At 41.2% G+C, this 17,762-nt stretch carries 14 protein-coding genes; 5 read left to right on the forward strand and 9 right to left on the reverse strand.

Annotated elements, in window-relative coordinates; all coding sequences use genetic code 11:
• Nucleotides 1-45: 45 nt before the first annotated feature.
• The 3 genes from atpD (at nucleotide 46) to glmU (ending at nucleotide 3,426) form a co-directional block, all read left to right on the forward strand.
• On the forward strand, nucleotides 46-1,458 hold the full coding sequence (gene atpD / locus BVC89_RS00705) for a F0F1 ATP synthase subunit beta (RefSeq protein WP_086929387.1): 1,413 nt from the start codon (nucleotides 46-48) through the stop codon (nucleotides 1,456-1,458).
• Nucleotides 1,459-1,538: 80 nt separating this feature from the next.
• Complete coding sequence (locus BVC89_RS00710) at nucleotides 1,539-1,961, forward strand: F0F1 ATP synthase subunit epsilon (protein WP_086929388.1); 423 nt, start codon at nucleotides 1,539-1,541, stop codon at nucleotides 1,959-1,961.
• Between the two features lie 106 nt (nucleotides 1,962-2,067).
• Complete coding sequence (gene glmU, locus BVC89_RS00715) at nucleotides 2,068-3,426, forward strand: bifunctional UDP-N-acetylglucosamine diphosphorylase/glucosamine-1-phosphate N-acetyltransferase GlmU (RefSeq protein ID WP_086929389.1); 1,359 nt, start codon at nucleotides 2,068-2,070, stop codon at nucleotides 3,424-3,426.
• Nucleotides 3,427-3,650: 224 nt separating this feature from the next.
• Here glmU and BVC89_RS00720 read toward each other — a convergent pair whose 3' ends face one another.
• Entirely contained in the window at nucleotides 3,651-3,959 is a 309-nt protein-coding gene (locus BVC89_RS00720; RefSeq protein ID WP_086929390.1) for a hypothetical protein, read from the reverse strand.
• A gap of 477 nt (nucleotides 3,960-4,436) precedes the next feature.
• On the opposite strand from BVC89_RS00720, the gene BVC89_RS00725 reads away from it, so the two are divergent.
• On the forward strand, nucleotides 4,437-7,256 hold the full coding sequence (locus BVC89_RS00725) for a S8/S53 family peptidase (RefSeq protein ID WP_086929391.1): 2,820 nt from the start codon (nucleotides 4,437-4,439) through the stop codon (nucleotides 7,254-7,256).
• Between the two features lie 94 nt (nucleotides 7,257-7,350).
• Here the strand turns inward: BVC89_RS00725 and BVC89_RS00730 are convergent, their stop codons facing one another.
• From BVC89_RS00730 to BVC89_RS00740, 3 genes are all read right to left on the reverse strand, one after another.
• Nucleotides 7,351-8,289, reverse strand: a complete 939-nt coding sequence (locus BVC89_RS00730) for a hypothetical protein (RefSeq protein ID WP_086929392.1) — start codon at nucleotides 8,287-8,289, stop codon at nucleotides 7,351-7,353.
• Nucleotides 8,290-8,534: 245 nt separating this feature from the next.
• Entirely contained in the window at nucleotides 8,535-9,764 is a 1,230-nt protein-coding gene (locus BVC89_RS00735) for a nucleoside recognition domain-containing protein (protein WP_086929393.1), read from the reverse strand.
• 36 nt (nucleotides 9,765-9,800) lie between these two features.
• Nucleotides 9,801-10,670: a LysR family transcriptional regulator gene (locus BVC89_RS00740; RefSeq protein ID WP_086929394.1), complete on the reverse strand. Its 870-nt coding sequence runs from the start codon at nucleotides 10,668-10,670 to the stop codon at nucleotides 9,801-9,803.
• 132 nt (nucleotides 10,671-10,802) lie between these two features.
• Here BVC89_RS00740 and BVC89_RS00745 point away from each other — a divergent pair, with 132 nt between their 5' ends.
• Nucleotides 10,803-11,225: a DoxX family protein gene (locus tag BVC89_RS00745; protein WP_086929395.1), complete on the forward strand. Its 423-nt coding sequence runs from the start codon at nucleotides 10,803-10,805 to the stop codon at nucleotides 11,223-11,225.
• Nucleotides 11,226-11,275: 50 nt separating this feature from the next.
• Here BVC89_RS00745 and BVC89_RS00750 read toward each other — a convergent pair whose 3' ends face one another.
• The 5 genes from BVC89_RS00750 to BVC89_RS00770 all read right to left on the reverse strand — a co-directional run bounded on the left by BVC89_RS00750 (nucleotide 11,276) and on the right by BVC89_RS00770 (nucleotide 17,761).
• Nucleotides 11,276-13,234: a beta-galactosidase gene (locus BVC89_RS00750; protein ID WP_086929396.1), complete on the reverse strand. Its 1,959-nt coding sequence runs from the start codon at nucleotides 13,232-13,234 to the stop codon at nucleotides 11,276-11,278.
• A 347-nt stretch (nucleotides 13,235-13,581) separates the two neighbouring features.
• Nucleotides 13,582-14,604 carry a zinc-binding dehydrogenase gene (locus BVC89_RS00755; protein WP_086934453.1) on the reverse strand — a complete coding sequence of 341 codons (1,023 nt, stop codon included), beginning with the start codon at nucleotides 14,602-14,604 and terminating at the stop codon, nucleotides 13,582-13,584.
• 5 nt (nucleotides 14,605-14,609) lie between these two features.
• Nucleotides 14,610-15,362, reverse strand: a complete 753-nt coding sequence (locus BVC89_RS00760) for an SDR family NAD(P)-dependent oxidoreductase (protein ID WP_158657728.1) — start codon at nucleotides 15,360-15,362, stop codon at nucleotides 14,610-14,612.
• Nucleotides 15,355-16,608, reverse strand: a complete 1,254-nt coding sequence (locus BVC89_RS00765) for a beta-ketoacyl synthase N-terminal-like domain-containing protein (RefSeq protein ID WP_086929398.1) — start codon at nucleotides 16,606-16,608, stop codon at nucleotides 15,355-15,357. Before BVC89_RS00765 ends, BVC89_RS00760 begins: the two co-directional genes overlap by 8 nt.
• Entirely contained in the window at nucleotides 16,601-17,761 is a 1,161-nt protein-coding gene (locus BVC89_RS00770; RefSeq protein ID WP_086929399.1) for a beta-ketoacyl synthase N-terminal-like domain-containing protein, read from the reverse strand. Before BVC89_RS00770 ends, BVC89_RS00765 begins: the two co-directional genes overlap by 8 nt.
• Nucleotide 17,762 lies beyond the last annotated feature (1 nt).

Genomic DNA, 17,762 nt, shown 5'->3' on the forward strand with positions numbered 1-17,762 from the left:
AAAAGTTTTTAGATTTTTAAATATTAAGTATACGAGGAAGCGAGCATGAGTAGCGGACGTATCGTACAAATTATCGGCGCGGTTATTGACGTGGAATTTCCACGTGATTCTGTGCCAAAGGTATACGACGCATTAACGGTAGCCGGAAAAGGGCTTACGCTGGAGGTGCAACAACAATTGGGCGATGGTGTTGTTCGTGCAATTGCAATGGGTGGTTCGGAAGGTATCAGCCGTGGTCTTGAAGTTGAGAACACCAGCGCACCTGTTTCTGTGCCAGTAGGTAAAGAGACATTGGGCCGTATCATGGACGTTCTTGGCAACCCGATCGACGAATGTGGTCCGATCGGCGAGCAAGAGCGCGCATCGATTCACCGTAAAGCACCTTCCTACGACGAGTTATCAGCAAGTTCTGAACTGCTAGAAACTGGTATTAAAGTTATCGACTTGATCTGCCCATTTGCTAAAGGTGGTAAAGTTGGATTGTTCGGTGGTGCCGGTGTTGGTAAAACTGTGAACATGATGGAATTGATTAACAACATCGCAACTGAGCACAGTGGTCTTTCTGTATTTGCTGGTGTTGGTGAGCGTACTCGTGAGGGTAATGACTTCTATCACGAGATGCAGGAAGCTGGCGTTGTTAACGTTGAGAAGTTTACCGAGTCTAAAGTGGCAATGGTATATGGCCAGATGAATGAGCCACCGGGTAACCGTCTGCGTGTTGCTTTGACAGGCTTGACCATGGCTGAAAAATTCCGTGATGAAGGTCGTGACGTTCTTTTGTTTGTCGACAATATTTATCGTTATACACTAGCGGGAACCGAAGTATCAGCACTGTTAGGTCGTATGCCTTCTGCGGTGGGTTATCAGCCTACGCTTGCTGAAGAAATGGGTGTACTACAAGAGCGTATTACATCAACTAAGACTGGCTCCATTACTTCTATTCAAGCGGTATATGTACCTGCGGATGACTTGACCGACCCATCTCCAGCAACCACCTTTGCTCACTTGGATTCAACGGTTGTATTGAGTCGTGATATTGCTGCTAAAGGTATCTATCCTGCGATTGACCCGCTGGATTCTACTTCTCGTCAGCTTGATCCATTAATTATTGGCCAAGAGCATTATGAGACTGCTCGTGGTGTGCAATCTGTATTGCAACGTTATAAAGAGTTGAAGGATATTATTGCTATCTTGGGTATGGACGAGCTTTCTGAAGAAGATAAGCTAACGGTAAACCGAGCGCGTAAGATCGAAAGATTCTTATCACAGCCATTTAATGTTGCTAAAGTATTTACTGGTCAAGACGGTAAGATCGTACCATTAAAAGAAACTATTGCCAGCTTCAAAGGCTTACTTGCCGGTGACTATGACGACCTGCCAGAACAAGCATTCTATATGGTAGGTGGCATTGACGAAGCTATCGAGAAAGCCAAAAAACTCGCTGAAAAAGCAGCTTAAGTAAATTAATCTGCGACCCATATAAAAAATCAGGATGCTTTTTTATATGGGAAACCAAAAAGAAATAGGCAAAAAACATTATGGCATTAACAGTACATTGCGACATCGTAAGTGCCGAGCAGGAAATATTTTCTGGCTTAGTTGAGCTAGTGGTAGCTTCTGCTACTGAAGGTGAAGTTGGTATTGCATACGGACACGCACCTTTTCTTTCCGGTTTGAATCCAGGCCCTGTAAGGGTTAAAAAGCAAAACGGCGAAGAAGAAGTGTATTATGTGTCTGGCGGTTATCTCGAAGTTCAGCCCTATGCTGTAACTGTGTTGGCTGATACAGCTTTGCGCGAAGGTGATATGGACGAAGAAGCCGCTACCAAAGCAATGCAAGAAGCTGAGCAAGCGTTGAAAGATTCATCAGAAGGTATGGATTATTCACGAGCTGCTGCACAACTTGCAGAAGCTGCGGCGCAGCTACGTACACTAAGAGCGATTCGAAAGAATCTAAAATAGCCGGTGTGCTTACATGTTAAAAATTCAAAAGGTAGCTTAGGCTGCCTTTTGTTGTTTATGGATATGTAAATTTTAAAATTCACAATTTTTAAATATGGTAGGACTAATGTTAGATGTTGTCATTCTTGCGGCCGGGAAAGGCACGCGCATGTGTTCAAATAAACCTAAAGTATTACACACCATTGCAGGAAAGCCCTTTTTACAGCATGTAGTTGATCGTTCCCGTGAGCTGGATGCCGACAATATTCATATTGTCGTAGGACATGGTGCAGATTCAGTTCGCGCTGAAATTGGTAGTGAAAATATTTCTTATGTGCAACAGACTGAGCAATTAGGCACCGGACATGCTGTGAAACAGGCGCTTCCCCAGCTACAAGCAGACTCCACCGTATTAATTTTATATGGCGATGTTCCTTTAATAAAAAGCGAAACACTGAAAAATCTTGTATCTCAAGTGGGTGAAAAGTCTTTGGGTTTGCTAACGGTAAATCTCGATAACCCCAGCGGCTATGGACGTATCATTCGCGATCAAGACGGCAGTGTTGTTAGCATTATTGAACATAAAGATGCGAATTTAGAACAACAAAAAGTCAAAGAAGTTAATACTGGTGTGATGGCGGTTAGAAGCCAAGATTTACAACGCTGGTTGCCGCAATTAAATAATAATAATGTACAAAAAGAATACTTACTACCCGATATCATCGCAATGGCCAAAGCCGAAGGTATGAGTATTGAAACGGCACAGCCCGCTGAAGAAAGTGAGGTACTCGGAGTTAACAATCGTTTGCAGCAAGCAGAACTAGAACGTATTTACCAAGTTAATATGGCTAAGGACTTACTTGCCCAAGGACTAACGCTACTAGACCCTGCTCGCTTTGATTGTCGTGGCACACTTAAAGTTGGCAAAGATTGCTTGGTTGATATTAATTGCGTTTTTGAAGGCGATGTCACCTTAGGAGACAATGTTAAAATTGGCCCTAATTGTCATATTAGCGATGCTGTCATCGGTGATGACGTTGAAATTAAATCACATACTGTTATTGAAAATGCACAGGTTGGAAATAATGCAACCGTGGGGCCTTTTGCCCGTTTACGGCCTCAAGCAGAGTTAAACGAAGGTGCTAAAATTGGCAACTTTGTCGAGATTAAAAAAGCAGTAATAGGTAAAGGTAGTAAGGTTAGTCACCTTAGCTACATCGGTGATGCAGAAATTGGCAGCGACGTAAACATTGGTGCCGGCACAATTACTTGTAATTACGATGGTGTTAATAAGTTTAAAACCAAAATAAGTGATGGTGTTTTTGTTGGTTCTAACACTGCTCTGGTTGCACCTATAAACCTGGGTGAAAATGTTACTGTAGGTGCAGGCTCAGTAGTAACAGTTGATGTAAAAGATAATGATCTTGCTGTTGCGCGTACCCGCCAAAGAAATATTAGCGGCTGGAAAAGACCTGTAAAAAAATAAAATTAATATTGCGACATTAGTTCTTTATAATACGAAAAGCTAATGTCGTGATAGCACTCTAGTAAGCAATTTTACTAAGATAGTAGTCAAAGCTTTTGATCGCCATCTTAAACTTTATAGTTTAAATCTGTAGGCTCTAAAAATAATTCCATATCTTTCTATTTGATTATCGATGTCCTCGAGCTTCTTACACAGTAATCGTTTGAGTCCTCTTTTGTTTTGATCTAAGATAATGATTTAACAGCAGAAAGCATTTTTTTAGCACTAGTAAACCTAAGATGATAATGATCAGGGCTTGGGTCATTATTGTAATGAAGAGACTCGTCATGGTCGGGATCACTAGTATTTACGATAGTAGCCCCTACTCCCATCATCTTTGTAGCTAGACTACGATCAGTAGTGGTAAGAATATGTTTGTTTTCACTATTAGAAGAATAAATTTTATCTCTATATAGTCTACCTACTCTGGTACTGGGAGGTGTATCTGCCCCCCTTATAATAAAAGAGCCATTATGTGTTTTGTTCATCGCCATAAAATATAATTCCTACTTTTCGTTATTAGATAAAGCAAGCCGGACAACGAGCTCAAATTACGTAATATTTTCTATGTATCGATATTCCTTAGTAGATAAAATACCTGTGTTGTTCAGTATGACAAGGTTTTGTATAAGGTAATACTCGTCGGAAATTTATCTTCCGGAAAATAAATGTGATTTATGGCTTCCGGCAATTACTCTCCAAAATTGTATTTTATTAATAGTATTCAATATCTGATGCCAGGATGAGTAACTTTATCGAATTGAAAAACAACTATAAATGACAAATGCGTTTTCTTCATAACTTATCTCTGAAATAGCATAATCTCGATTAGGTTCACGTGTTAACGTAAATAGGCGCAGATGAAAAACGGCGTGCTATAACACAAACTTACAATCACTAACTTGCCTTACCAGTAAAGTTTTTGGCTGATCTTGGTGCAACTAAAAATATATAGCATTGGGAGTCCTATCGTGAAAAGAAATATCAAAAATACGAAGTGTTTTTTCAAGTTTCATAAATTAAGTTTAGCTGTCTCTACTTTAATATTTGCTAGTGTAGGTTTTCATTTTTCTGTCGATGCACAGGAAAAAGTAGAAGGAAAAAATAACCTTGAAAACAACTCAAAGTATATTAATACTTTGGGTTCGCAAGCTTTAATTAATGCCGATGGAACATATCAAATACGTATCGACGGCGATAAATTAAGTCGACCTAGAAAAACGGATAAGCTTATTCACCTACGTCGATCTGCTGCTTTTGATCCACTAGTTCCAAATAAACTTCTAGTGCAGCAAACTCTTAATAGTCAGGTGCCAGAGATTTATTCTCGCGATGCTAATAATATAATCGATGCATATATCGTGCAATTTCACACGCAAGCACTGCCTAGTTATCAGAAATTGCTTACAGAGTTAGGTGTAGAAATTGTCAGTGCTCTCCCCCCTAATGCAGTTATCGCTTTGATGAATGGTAAAACAAAAGCGGCAATTAGCAATATGGATTTTGTACGCGCTACTGCCGATTACCTGCCGAGTTACAAATTACAAGAAGGTTTGGAAAATGTTATTGCTTCGGATAGCGGCAAAGCCCAGCTTTATTCCATAATGAGCGTGAGTAAAAAACACCGCTCCGAACTTGTTAAATATACGCAATCTATCGGCGGTATTATTTTAAAAGATGATTTTACAAATGCTTATGTCACAAGCCTCGAGGCAAAAAATGCGTCTAGTAGTAGATTTTCTGCGACTTTGACGCCGGCCCAATTATTAAAAGTCAGTAAAAGAGCCGAGACATTATTTATTGATTTGCGCGGCGAAGAAGGAGAAGATTTAGATCAAGTCCGTGAACGAGAAGAATTTAATTACGTTGAACAAATAGCTGGCTATTGTGGTGAGGGTGTTGGGGTTGAAGTATATGATCGAGGTTATCGCCTCTCCCATCAAGAATTAACTAATCAAAATATTTTGGTGCGCAGTCCTGCAGCTTCTGGATCCGGAGGCCTAAATCACGGTACTGAGATTGCCGGTATTCTATATGCCGAAGGCATTAATATGAGTCCAGGGTTATTGAGTTGTGCTTCTCGCCCTATTGTCTTTTCTCGTTTTAGTGGTTTTCCCGGTAATAACCAGCCAACAGAATCCCAGCTACGTGGCCATCTGGCTGAGTTAGTCGACCCGAATGGGCCCTATCGTGCAGTGCTCCAAACGAGCAGTACAGACTATTCGCGTACGACGGAATACACCACGTGGTCGGCTGAATACGATGAAGTATTATTTGAGTTAGATCTTGTTAAATTGCAGTCACAAAGTAATGCCGGTAACCGCGACTCTCGCCCTGCGGCCTGGTCTAAAAATGTGGTATCTGTAGGTGGCTTTGACACTGAAGGTACCGTTGATCGCAGCGATGATAATTGGGGTCGCGCAAGTATTGGTCCTGCTGCAGATAATCGTATCAAACCTGACTTAGCAGGCCAGTATGGTGGTATCCGAACGATCGATGATGGTAGTAACACTGCCTATGGTGATTTTGGTGGCACCAGCGGAGCCACACCAACTGTGGCTGGTGCATTTGGCATTATGTTTGAGATGTGGGCCGACGGTGTTTTTGATGGTGGGCCTGGCAAAAGACGAGATGTTTTTGATACACGTCCCCATGCTGCAACAGCAAAAGCACTCATGATTCACAGTGCCTATCGATACGATTTTACTGGTGGAGACTCTGCTAATATGAGCCGAGTTCATCAAGGTTGGGGAGCTCCCGATTTAAGAAACCTATACGACACTGCAAGGGATAATAGTTGGCGTTTGCCTATCTTGGTAGATGAAGGTGATATTGTTACACCAGGAGGAAGCAATAGTTACTCAATGACTATGAATGGCAATGCCACTCTAAAAGCTACCATGGTCTATCGCGATCTGCGAGGCAACCCTGCTGCGGCTGTTCATAGAATTAATGACTTAAGTTTAAAAGTTACTAGCCCTTCCGGTACGGTGTACTGGGGGAATAATGGTTTACGCAACGGTAATCAGTCAACACCTGGTGGTAGCTCCAATACTATTGATACGGTAGAAAATGTATTTGTGCAAAGAGCACAAGCAGGCACTTGGACAATTGAGGTGCTCGGTGATGACATTATTATGGATGGGCACACTGCGACTTCAGCTCTCGATGCGGTATACGCCTTAGTAGCCACTGGTGGTTCCTCTGGCCCCACACCTTCTGTTACTCCTACTCCCACAGTAACACCGACGCCAACGCCTACTTGTACAGTGCAACAAGGCTTTGAATCCGGTAGCGGTGGTTGGAGTAATTCAAGTGCTTCTAGCTGCTCCACTGGTAGTTATGTTGTTGCATCACCCACTGAAGAAAGTAGTGGAGGTGTCACTACACAAGTAGGCAATGCCAATAGCGGTGCTAATGCTTTCTTCACCGCTACTAATACATCGGCAGGTTCTAATGATGTGGATCTTGGCAACTGTATCGCATCTTCACCTACCTACAGTGTCAACAGTAATTCTACTCTGTCTGTCGCTTACTTCCATGGTCAGCGTGATAATGGCGATGATGCAAGTGGTGATTTTTTCCGATTAGAAGTGTCCACTGACGGCGGTAACACCTTTTCTAATTTGGTGAGCAATGGTGACAGTAGGTCAAATGCTGCATGGAATACAGTTACTACCGCGATTCCTGCTGGTTCTAGTGTGGTGATGCGTATTCAATGTTCTGATGGATCTAATGCTGGTGATATTGTCGAATGTGGTATCGATGATGTAAATATTTGTCCCAATTAATTCTTTCTAACACCTCTGTTAGTAATATTTGCGAGCCTTTTGGCTCGCTTTTTTTTGGTGTAGTGCTGGCTACTAATTTATTGGAATAATAAGCTCAAGACTCTGTTGCTTTTGCAACCTCTTCTATTACTTTTTCGGTGTTTTCATTTAGATAAGCAGCATATTTGCTAACACCTTGATAAATATCGCTTATTCCTGCTTCAAATCCTTTTTCTTCTAGCATATAGTCAAAATACTCTGACTGTTTACCTGAAAAAATTTCTGAATGTTGGCAGGTCCGATGTTGTGTATGTTCTTTTCTATCGCCTTTATTAATCTCGCTCAGTACACTTTCAGCAATATCTGAGGCGACGCCTTGAGAAAATTTGTGAAGCAATGTGTGCAATACCATTTGATTTCTATCGTGCAGCGATCGCTCGGTAATTCCGGAAGTTATTTGAGTCATATTTATAGATTGCTTGTGAAGCTGCACTTCTATCGCTTGTTCTGACTGGTTGATAAATGCTGGCTGGAAGACTATTTGGCCCTCTAACGTAGATACTTCAGTTAATACTTTACTAAGCGAGGGGCTTTCGGCTTGGATATCCGGGTTTTTAACTAAATAATCTCCAAGCATCCGCACTAAATTTTTACCTTGAAATTTTCCACTGCCTAAATTTAGGTGGGCACCTTGAATCCCAACGAGTTGCTTATCTTTGTAGTAGCTGCTTCCTTTTAATGTTTGAATACCTGCACCTCCGATATGAAAAACCCCATGTATACCTAGTAGTTTCTCAACAGCATAAACTATCGTGGGGTATGTCATATGAATTTTTGTAGTATTGACTATACGATTTTGAAAGTTAAAAAATTGATCTGCCTCTGAGTATGACGTTATTACAGGCGAATTAGGATTTATAGATGTTTCTGTTACGTTTTTGAAGCGCCTAGGTGAAATTCTTCGTTGTTTTATAGTTTTTATGTGTGGTTGTTTCTGAGACACTAGAATGCCAATACTATTAGGGATAACTCCGCCTGCTTTGGTAATGCCCATCTGTTTTTCTTCCTTAAATTTGTTGTCGAAACTTCACACAATTATAGAGACTAAACTAAGGTAGAAAACTTTTTTCTGGTAATTTTAATAGTTATTTTTTTACTATAATATTTAACTCGTATTAATGACTGAGGTGCGAACTCAAAAGTTTTCACATGTGTCGCTTTTATTCTTTAGTCGTCGCATTAAACAACTGACGACGGCATAGAAAATCAGAAGTAAAACGATAAACTTTTCTATAGTTGTTACATAAAAAACCAGTAGCTCACTAATATTGCAGTAGTAATGCCAACAATGTCAGCAAATAAACCGCAGGTTGCTGCGTGGCGAATGCGTTTTATACCAACAGCGCCAAAGTAAACCGCAATGACATAAAAGGTTGTTTCTGTACTACCTTGTATCGTTGCTGCAACTTGTGCTGGGAAAGAGTCTACGCCGTGAGTATTAATGGTTTCTATCATCATGGCTCGTGCACCAGAACCGCTTAATGGTTGCATCAATGCAGTGGGTAGCGCATCAACAAAAGCGGTATCGACATTTATTCCCTCCAGTAACCAACGTATACCACTAAGTAAGTAGTCTAGCATTCCACTTGCACGTAACACACCAATGGCTACAAGCATGGCGAGTAGGTAAGGTAAAATTGAGATCGCCACTGAAAATCCTTCTTTAGCGCCGTCGATAAAACTCTCGTAAACATTTATTTTCCTTATAGTCGCTACTACGATAAAAAGAATAATAATGCTAAATAAAAGAGTGTTGGCGATAAATGATGATGTTTGTGATAGCTGCTCAGGAGGGAGGCGAGATAAGTAGCTAATTAATATAAATAAAAACAGCCCCATGCCCGTAAAATAAACTGCCACTACACGGTCAAATATTTTTAATCCTTGCACCCATACAACCATAAGGAGGCCAAGTAAGGTTGAAGCACTTGTTGCTAACAATATAGGCAAAAATACGGCCGCAGGATCATTTGAACCTAATTGCGCGCGATACATCAAAATAGTGATAGGAAAAATTGTCACTGACGATGTATTTAATACCAAAAAAAGAATTTGCGGGTTAGATGCGGTATCTTTTTCTGCATTTATTTCTTGTAAGCTCTGCATAGCTTTTAAGCCAATAGGCGTGGCTGCATTATCTAGCCCCATCATGTTGGCTGCCAAATTCATAGAGATGTGGCCTAAGGCAGGATGGCCAGCAGGAACATCTGGCATTAAGCGTCTGAAGAGTGGCGCCAACAATTTTGCCAGCTGCTCAACTAGGCCTGCTTGTTCAGCGACTTTTAACATGCCCATCCAGAAAGATAAAATCCCCACTAACCCCAAAGCAATATCGAATGATAATTTTGACATATCAAACATGGAGGTAACTAAATGGGTGAATACTTCTTTATCTCCATTAAAAAAATATTGCCCTAGGCCGGATAAAAATGCACAAATAAAAAATGTCAGCCAAATCCAGTTGAGCATAAGATTATTGTCTCTTCTTGTAATTACTCATTATGACTATTGATATAGATAAGCTTTAATTTCATTAGCTAATACTCTTACCTTATGGGATAAATATTGGCGATGAGTAAATATAAGGTTAATGGGAAGTGGTGGCGGTAAATAAGACTCTAACACACTGTACAGGCGATCCGTTTTAATAAACGACTCCACTGCGAAGTCTGGTACATAACAAAAGCCAACATGGTGTTTGGCAAGGTTCGCAGCAGCAGCAGCGCCATTTGCGGTGATTAATGGTGATAACTTTACTTTTAAGGGGGAGTTGTTTTCATAAAATAGCCACTGCCTTCCCTGATTGCTATTGGTATCATGGATACAAGGGAGCTCGCTTAACTCTTGAGGATGCTGAGGCGATTTTATCCTATCCAGCGCTTGCGCGCTTGCACAACAACACATATTCACTTCACCGACTTTGATTGCAATGAGAGTAGAATCCGGCAGGTGGCCAATGCGAATGGCTGCATCGAAACCTTCTTCAACAAGGTCAACATAGCGATCAGTGAGAACAATATCTAAATTAAGTTGTGGGTGCTGCGTCATCATTTTAGCAAGCACAGGGATTAGTTTTTGTTCGCCATAAGTTGTGGGTGCTGAAATTCGTAGTCTACCCACCAACTCTGTTTCCCTTTGCTTCAGGCTGGCTTCAAGACTGGTTATATTGTCGATAATTTGCTTACTCTGCAGATAATATGTTTTACCTGCTTGTGTGAAGTGAAGACTCCTGGTTGAGCGAGTGATCAATCGGGTTTCCAGCAAATCCTCCAGGCGGGTGATATGAGTGCTCACCAGTGCCTTGGTTTTGCCTAGTATTCTTGCCGCCTTAGTCATCGAACCTTGCTCGTAGACAGCAATATAGGCCCGCATCATGTTGAGCTTATCCACAATTATCTAATACTGTTTAATATTATTTAACAATGAGTTAACTAAAATGATTATTGTTTAATTATTAACTAAAAGCAATACTTCTCCTTCTTGCCTTAAACAAATCGGAGAATACTTATGAATGCACAGACACGCCACGCAGCGGCGTTACTGCGTATATCACTTGGTCTTGTTTATCTTTCTCATGGACTTCTTAAACTCATTGTCTTTACACCTGCCGGCACAGCAGGCTTTTTTGAATCACTGGGTCTGCCCTACTTTTTGGCCCATTTTACAATATGGTTTGAAATCCTCGGTGGACTTGCACTGATACTGGGATTTAAAAGTACTCTTGTGGCAATAACGCTATTGCCGATACTTGTGGGGTCAATCTTATGGGTTCACGGTGCCAATGGCTGGGGTTTCAATAATGCGGGCGGTGGGTGGGAGTATCCAGCCTTTTTAATGGCTACTTCTCTCGCTGTTGCCCTACTTGGTAATGGTGCTTTTGCTGTTGAGTCGCTCAAGCCATTGCGATCAATATCACCAGCAAGTGCATAACTCTATGCTGCAGTTATTGATATGCTTTTACGGTTGGGCGTTATAGTGGCTTAGTTAGTAAGCCACTGATAACTTACTGCCGGCAGCGTTACACCGTTCCAGCAGACGTCTGATTGATTAAAGTTGCAAACTAACTTTCGAGTACCGCGTTGACTCACTCTCACACCGTCAGGCAGGTGCATATAGTCAAGCTCGGCTTTCTGTAAATTATGCACCAGCACTTTTTCTATCAGCTCCAAACTTAACGCGCCAACAACGGTGACTAAGCCATTCTGGTTTACTGCCGCCTGGCCGTCTAGTGGCCCGCCCTGATAACACCAAATGGGAGCGCCTGTTGTCGGTGCGTAGCCTTCACACCAGAGACTTGCCTCAATAGTAGAGCTGCTATTGTGCTCTTTAATGGTTTGCTTCAGTGTAGGTCGCAGAGAATCAAAGTTGGTTAGCTGACAGCCCACCAACGCCTCGATCTTCTCAAATTGCCCCTGTTCAGCTACCCGCCCGCTTTCATTACGAAACGCGGTTCGAGGACCAAATACAAATAATCCCTTATGATATTTATTCAACGCTTCGGCGATCTCATCGGTCATCAAGGTTAACGCAGGGGCAACCACCAATTTATATTGCTTATCTGCCAACTGCCTTGGATGAATAATATCCACATCGACTCCCAATTTACGTAGAGCAGAATAAAACATCGTAAACTGGAGCCAATAGCTTAGATCCTTATTATGAGGTTGCTGATCGTAGGCCCATAAACTGTCGTAATCATGTAAAACGGCGACTTTTGCTTCGACAGGGGCTAATGGAAAATTAGACGGATCTAATTCTGCTACCTCATGAAAGCCTCTATCAGGTTTACCGTTTTGATGTAACAGACCGGAGTGCATAATTTCTTGAGCCATATGACATGCTCGCCATCGAAAATACATCAAAACATCTGCGCCGTGAGACCAAGCTTGTGCACTCCACAACTTCACTGCACCATCGGCAGGGAGCGGGTTGTATTGAGCCCAGTTTGCGTGGCCGCATTGCTGTTCCATTACCCAAAAACCAGTACCGCCCTTTAAGCCGCGATATAGATCATGGTGTAAGCTGACAAGATCGGGGTGGCCTGTACGAGCATAGCTCGACTTCACTTCCTCAGACTCCCAGGTGGCAAAAAACTCCAACATGCCGACGGGGTAGCTGTCCCATGCAACAAAATCCAACTTTTCACAGAGACGATACAGATCACTTTCGGCCGAAAATGTTACAAAGTTATGGGTAATAAAGCGTCCTGGAGACAATGCGCGTAACACATCGATTTGCAATATCTGAAACTGTTCAATCATAGCCGAACAAAAACGTTTGAAATCCAGTACCTGGGAGGGATTAGCTTGCCGAACGGCGGTCAGGTTAGGAGGTTCAATTTGATCCCACTCGTTGTAGGTTTGACTCCAGAAACTTGTTCCCCAAGCCTCATTCAAATTGTCTAAAGAACCATACTTTGTTCTTAGCCAGGCGGGAAACTCCGCAGCACTAGCGCCGCCATATGAGCATCCGGTTCCTTCATGGCCAAGTTCGTTATCTGTTTGCCAGCCAATCACCGCCGGGTGTTGACCGTACCTCTGTGCCATCGCAGTGACAATACGTACACATTCCTTACGATAAATCGGGCTGGCGTGATCGTAGTGTCGCCGAGAACCAAATTTTTTAATCCTTCCTTGTTCATCTACCGGCAGGATTTCCGGATATTTCTGTATTAACCAAGCGGGAGGTGTTGCAGTAGGCGTGCACAATACAATTTTTAATCCTTGATCCGCGTAAATATTGATCGCCTCATCCAGCCATTGCCAATCGAACTTACCCTCGACAGGTTCAAGTTTGGTCCATGAAAATTCCGCCAGACGAACAATCGCCAGACCGATTTGTTTTTGCTGTTCACTGTGTTTGGGCCAGTCTTCAGCAGGAACATGTTCAGGGTAGTCACAAACGCCAAGAGTCAGATGGTCAGAAGAAAATGTATTCATGGTCTGATTGATTTTTGAATAGAATAAATATGGGTGCCGACATTAATCATATAATAATACGAAATCAAGCATTATTACGCCAATAAGTTAAGAGACAAGAAGCAGCGGAAGACTTCAAAGTAAGCCTTATTTATGTAATGAGACTATCTACCAGCCTTGTCGAGATGTTTGCAGTTTTTAATTATAGACAAGAAAAGGTACTAGCATTAAGTCAGATTATAGTATGCAATTTGCAGCAAAGTCGGCATCAGCCAATGCCCGAGGCACAGTCGTCCCGAGCTATTGGAGGAATTGTTGAGTATTGTTTATAGTACCCTGTCAAAAGGCCATAGCCTAATAGATCGTTACTAAAGTGCTAAAATGATTTTCCCAAATACATTTCTACTACGCAATTTATTTAACCCCAGCTCAAAATTGTCGATGGATACCACATCATCAATGACAGGTAGTAGTTTATCTTTGGACATCATTAATAAAGACTGCTCAACATTTTTGATAGCACTACCAAAAGAAGCAATAATTCTGATTTGTTTATTGTAAAGATGTAATAAGTTTGTTTCTGCAGTTACACCGCTAGTTGAACCACAAGTAACCAATCGTCCAGCCATTTTTAAAGATAATAAGCTACCTGACCAAGTAGACGGGCCAATATGTTCAAATACAACATCGACGCCGTCTTTCTTGGTGTATTTTCTTACTTCCCGCTCAAATCGTTTCTCTTTGTAGTTAATGACAAAATCTGCCCCTAAATTATAAGCTTTTTGCTCTTTCTCCTTGCTACCTACCGTTGTAATAACAGTAGCACCTAAATGCTTCGCCATTAATATCGCAGTAGAACCAACACCACTTCCTCCGGCATGAACCAAAATAGTTTCACCCTTGAGTAATTTCGCATTGTCCATCAACATATGGTGAACTGTTGCAAATGTTATTGGTGCGCATACTGCGGATTGATTGTCGAGATCGTCAGGAACTGGGATAACTAAATTAGCGGGAACGACGACCGTTTCGGATGCGAATCCGTCCAAATTAAAACCATAGATGCCCGCATTTTGAGTACATAGATTTTCTTTGCCTTTGAGGCACATATCACAATGGCCACATGCCTTAGCAGAATAAATGACAACACGTTTATTAAGTAACGCGCTATCTACATTGTCACCAAGGGATACAATAGTCCCTGCTGCTTCAGCGCCCACAACTATGGGCAGTTGCCGTTGTGCAAAGGCCATTCCCCTGTAAGAAAATAAATCTAAGTGGTTCAGTGCAATATGTGAAATTTTAACCTTTACTGTGTTTTTTGAGGGTACTTGTTCTTCAATATCATCCCACTGTAGAGCCTCATTTTTATGTAATCTTAACGCTTTCATAAACATTACCTATGTTGAAGACAGGCACTGAGGCCGCCATCGGCAGTGATACTCGCCCCGCTAATATATGACGATTTTTCACTAATAAGAAACGAAGCAATTTGCGCGATTTCTTCTGGTTGGCCATATCTTTTTTGAGGGATGTTATGACAAATAGTCTTTTTATACTGATCAAACTTTTTCAACATAGCTGTTTCTATATAACCCGGTTTAATAATGTTTGCGCGGAGCCCTTTTCTGCCGTATTCCGCAACCAACGATTTTACGAACGCTTCAAGCCCTGCTTTAGAAGACGCGTAAACAGCATTACCTTGATTTGGAGTATCACTCGTAATGGAACCTATAGCCACAATACTGCCGGCCTTTTGTCGAGACATGTTTCTGATAATCGTTTTAGTGATTAACATAAATGAAATAAGATTGACATTCATAAGTTGAGTAATATGATCGGCATCGAGCAGCGCGACCACCTGATCGTAAGTCATACCCGCATTATGAATAAAACCAGAGAATCTGTGACTTTCAATTGAAGCTAAAAAGTTATTTATCTGAGATAGGTCAGAGAGATCTACTTGATGCGCAGAGATTTGATTATTTCCTGTATTGGCTAACTCAGCGAGTAGCGTTTGAGCTTCTTCAGATGAACGATTGTGAGTAAATACTATGTCATAGCCTTCGCTAAATAACTCTCTTACTATTGCTTTACCAATGCCGGAAGCGCCCCCTGTTATCAATACTTTTGATGTAGTTTTATTCATGTACCTTTCCCAATACCAAACTAACATTCTGTCCCCCAAATCCGAAAGAATTCGAAAGAATATTATTAATGGAAATGTTTTCGAGTAATTTAGAAGCTAAATTAACATCATCAAACTCACATTCATCCATTACATTAATAGTTGGCACAATGGTTTGATGTTTAATCATTAATGCAGAAATAGCTGCCTCAATAGCACCTGCTGCACTTAAGGTATGGCCTATCATCGATTTATTAGAGGTTGTGAAGTAACTATCCGAATTGTTCTTAAATAATCTGGATATGCCCAAGGATTCCATTTTGTCATTTTCGGGTGTACTAGTACCATGAGCATTAATGACTTGGATATCTGAAGGTTTAAGATTGGCATCAGCTAAAGCATGCTTCATACACTGCAAAATAACATCACCGCTAGGATTACTCCGAGTTCGGTGAAAATTATCTGTAGCATTAGCGCAACCTTTAATTGAGGCGTATATATTAGCGCCTCTAGTTGCAGCGACATCACTGTCTTCAAGGATGATTGCGGCAGCCCCTTCACCAATAACAAAGCCATCTCTCGATTTGCTAAACGGTCTAGATGCACGACTCGGGTCGTCATTACGAGTTGATAAAGCGGATAGTAGCGTAAACCTCATAATGCCTTCTGGATTTACGGTAGAATCAGAGCCGACTACCATAGCACGACTAATTTCACCTCGGCGTATAGCTTCGTGTGCCAGCTCTATTGCACTAGCCCCAGAAGCACAGGCGGTTGTCACCAATACAGGGGAGCGTTTTATACCAAAGGTTTCGCATATTTTTTTTCCGATGCGTAAGTTCTGTTGTGTTTTAACTAAATCACAAGGCTGTTGCTGACTAAATTTGTAAACATCATTTAAGTCTTTACTATTCAGTTGTTTGCTATTGAAACATTTAGCTAAATCAATACGCTGCTGCCAGGAAATTTCTCCTGCGGGCACAGCTAAAAACAGTCGATCAATGGGTTTTTCTTCACTTAAATTTGAATCGGCAAGTGCCTCCATAGCCACTTGCATAGCCATACGCTCCAATAATGAGTGATCACTGTCATGGTCAAAACCTTTTACAACACCTGCAAACTTCGTTTTTTGACCTTCAGTCTCAAATCGATCAATAAGACCAATTTTAGCTGCCCCATTTTTCAGTTGGCGCCAGTTTTCATCAACATCATTACCTAAACACGTGATTAATCCTAAACCGCTAATAACAGGATCTGATTTAATCATTGTAAGCCTTCCTCAAACTAATTAGCGACGCACACTGATCATCAGTACGTGAATAAATAAGTACTTTGTCAAGATCATCAATACGATGTTTTTCAATGCCCGACTCAGTAGTAGATAGACACTGCTTAGATGCTAAAGACCATGTGCCGAATATAATATCTGTAAATGGCGCCGCTTCGAAGCAAGATCCTCTCAGTGTTTGTGAGCAAAGAGAATATTTATTCATTGAATGATCAGTATTTAAATTTTGAAAATCTAAATCTCCGATTATATATGTATCCTTTATATCCGAACAACTATTAGGAAATTGATCAGACAATAACTGATGAGTAATTTTAGTTGAGTAATCAGTTCGTTCTTCTACGTTAATTTCAGCTAATAAGTTCGCACTTCTAGATTTAGCATGTCGTTCTGATTCGAGGACTAGAAAAGCACCGCTTGAACCAAGAATCATTTTGTTATTTATATCAACATCATGCACACTCGCTAGCTTATTCGCAGCACCATAGTAGGTGTGCAAGAATTTTTGATTAGCATTGAATGCGCCTCCTACTAAAATAAGATCCTCCTGGCCATTTTTGATTTTTTGAATGCTCACTTCTAATGCATCAACAGCGGCTGACTCTTCCCCCATAAATGTCAGGCTAGATCCAGTAACACCATGCACAATAGAAATATTGGCCGCATATAAATTAGGAAGCTGGGTTAGAAATAACGAGGGCCTTAACTTCGATAGGATAGTATTGTAATTCAATATTTCGTTATTATTTCCACCGATCTCACTGCACTTTTCTATAATGGACTCATCAATTTCATCGCTCCTTTCACCACTGCCGCTAGCAATCATAATAGCTGTTTTCTTTAATAGAGGTTGATTTTCTATTAAACCAGCACTATCTAATGCCTTTCCAGCAGCAAAACACGCTAAGCGCTGCCCCTCTCCTAAGCTTCTTAACTCACTTTTTTTTTTGAGATAACACAATAAATTATATTCAGGAAAGGCCTTTACCAAAAATGGATAAAAGCTCTCCTGATCAGTATTCATCAGCGATGGTTTTTTAATGTCCTCTAAGCCCACAAATTGAGTTATTGAATCTGCTGCACTATTAACAGTGCCTACACCTGTCACAAAGACCCTATTACCAGTATTCATA

The sequence above is a fragment of the Agarilytica rhodophyticola genome (assembly GCF_002157225.2).
GTDB lineage: Bacteria > Pseudomonadota > Gammaproteobacteria > Pseudomonadales > Cellvibrionaceae > Agarilytica > Agarilytica rhodophyticola.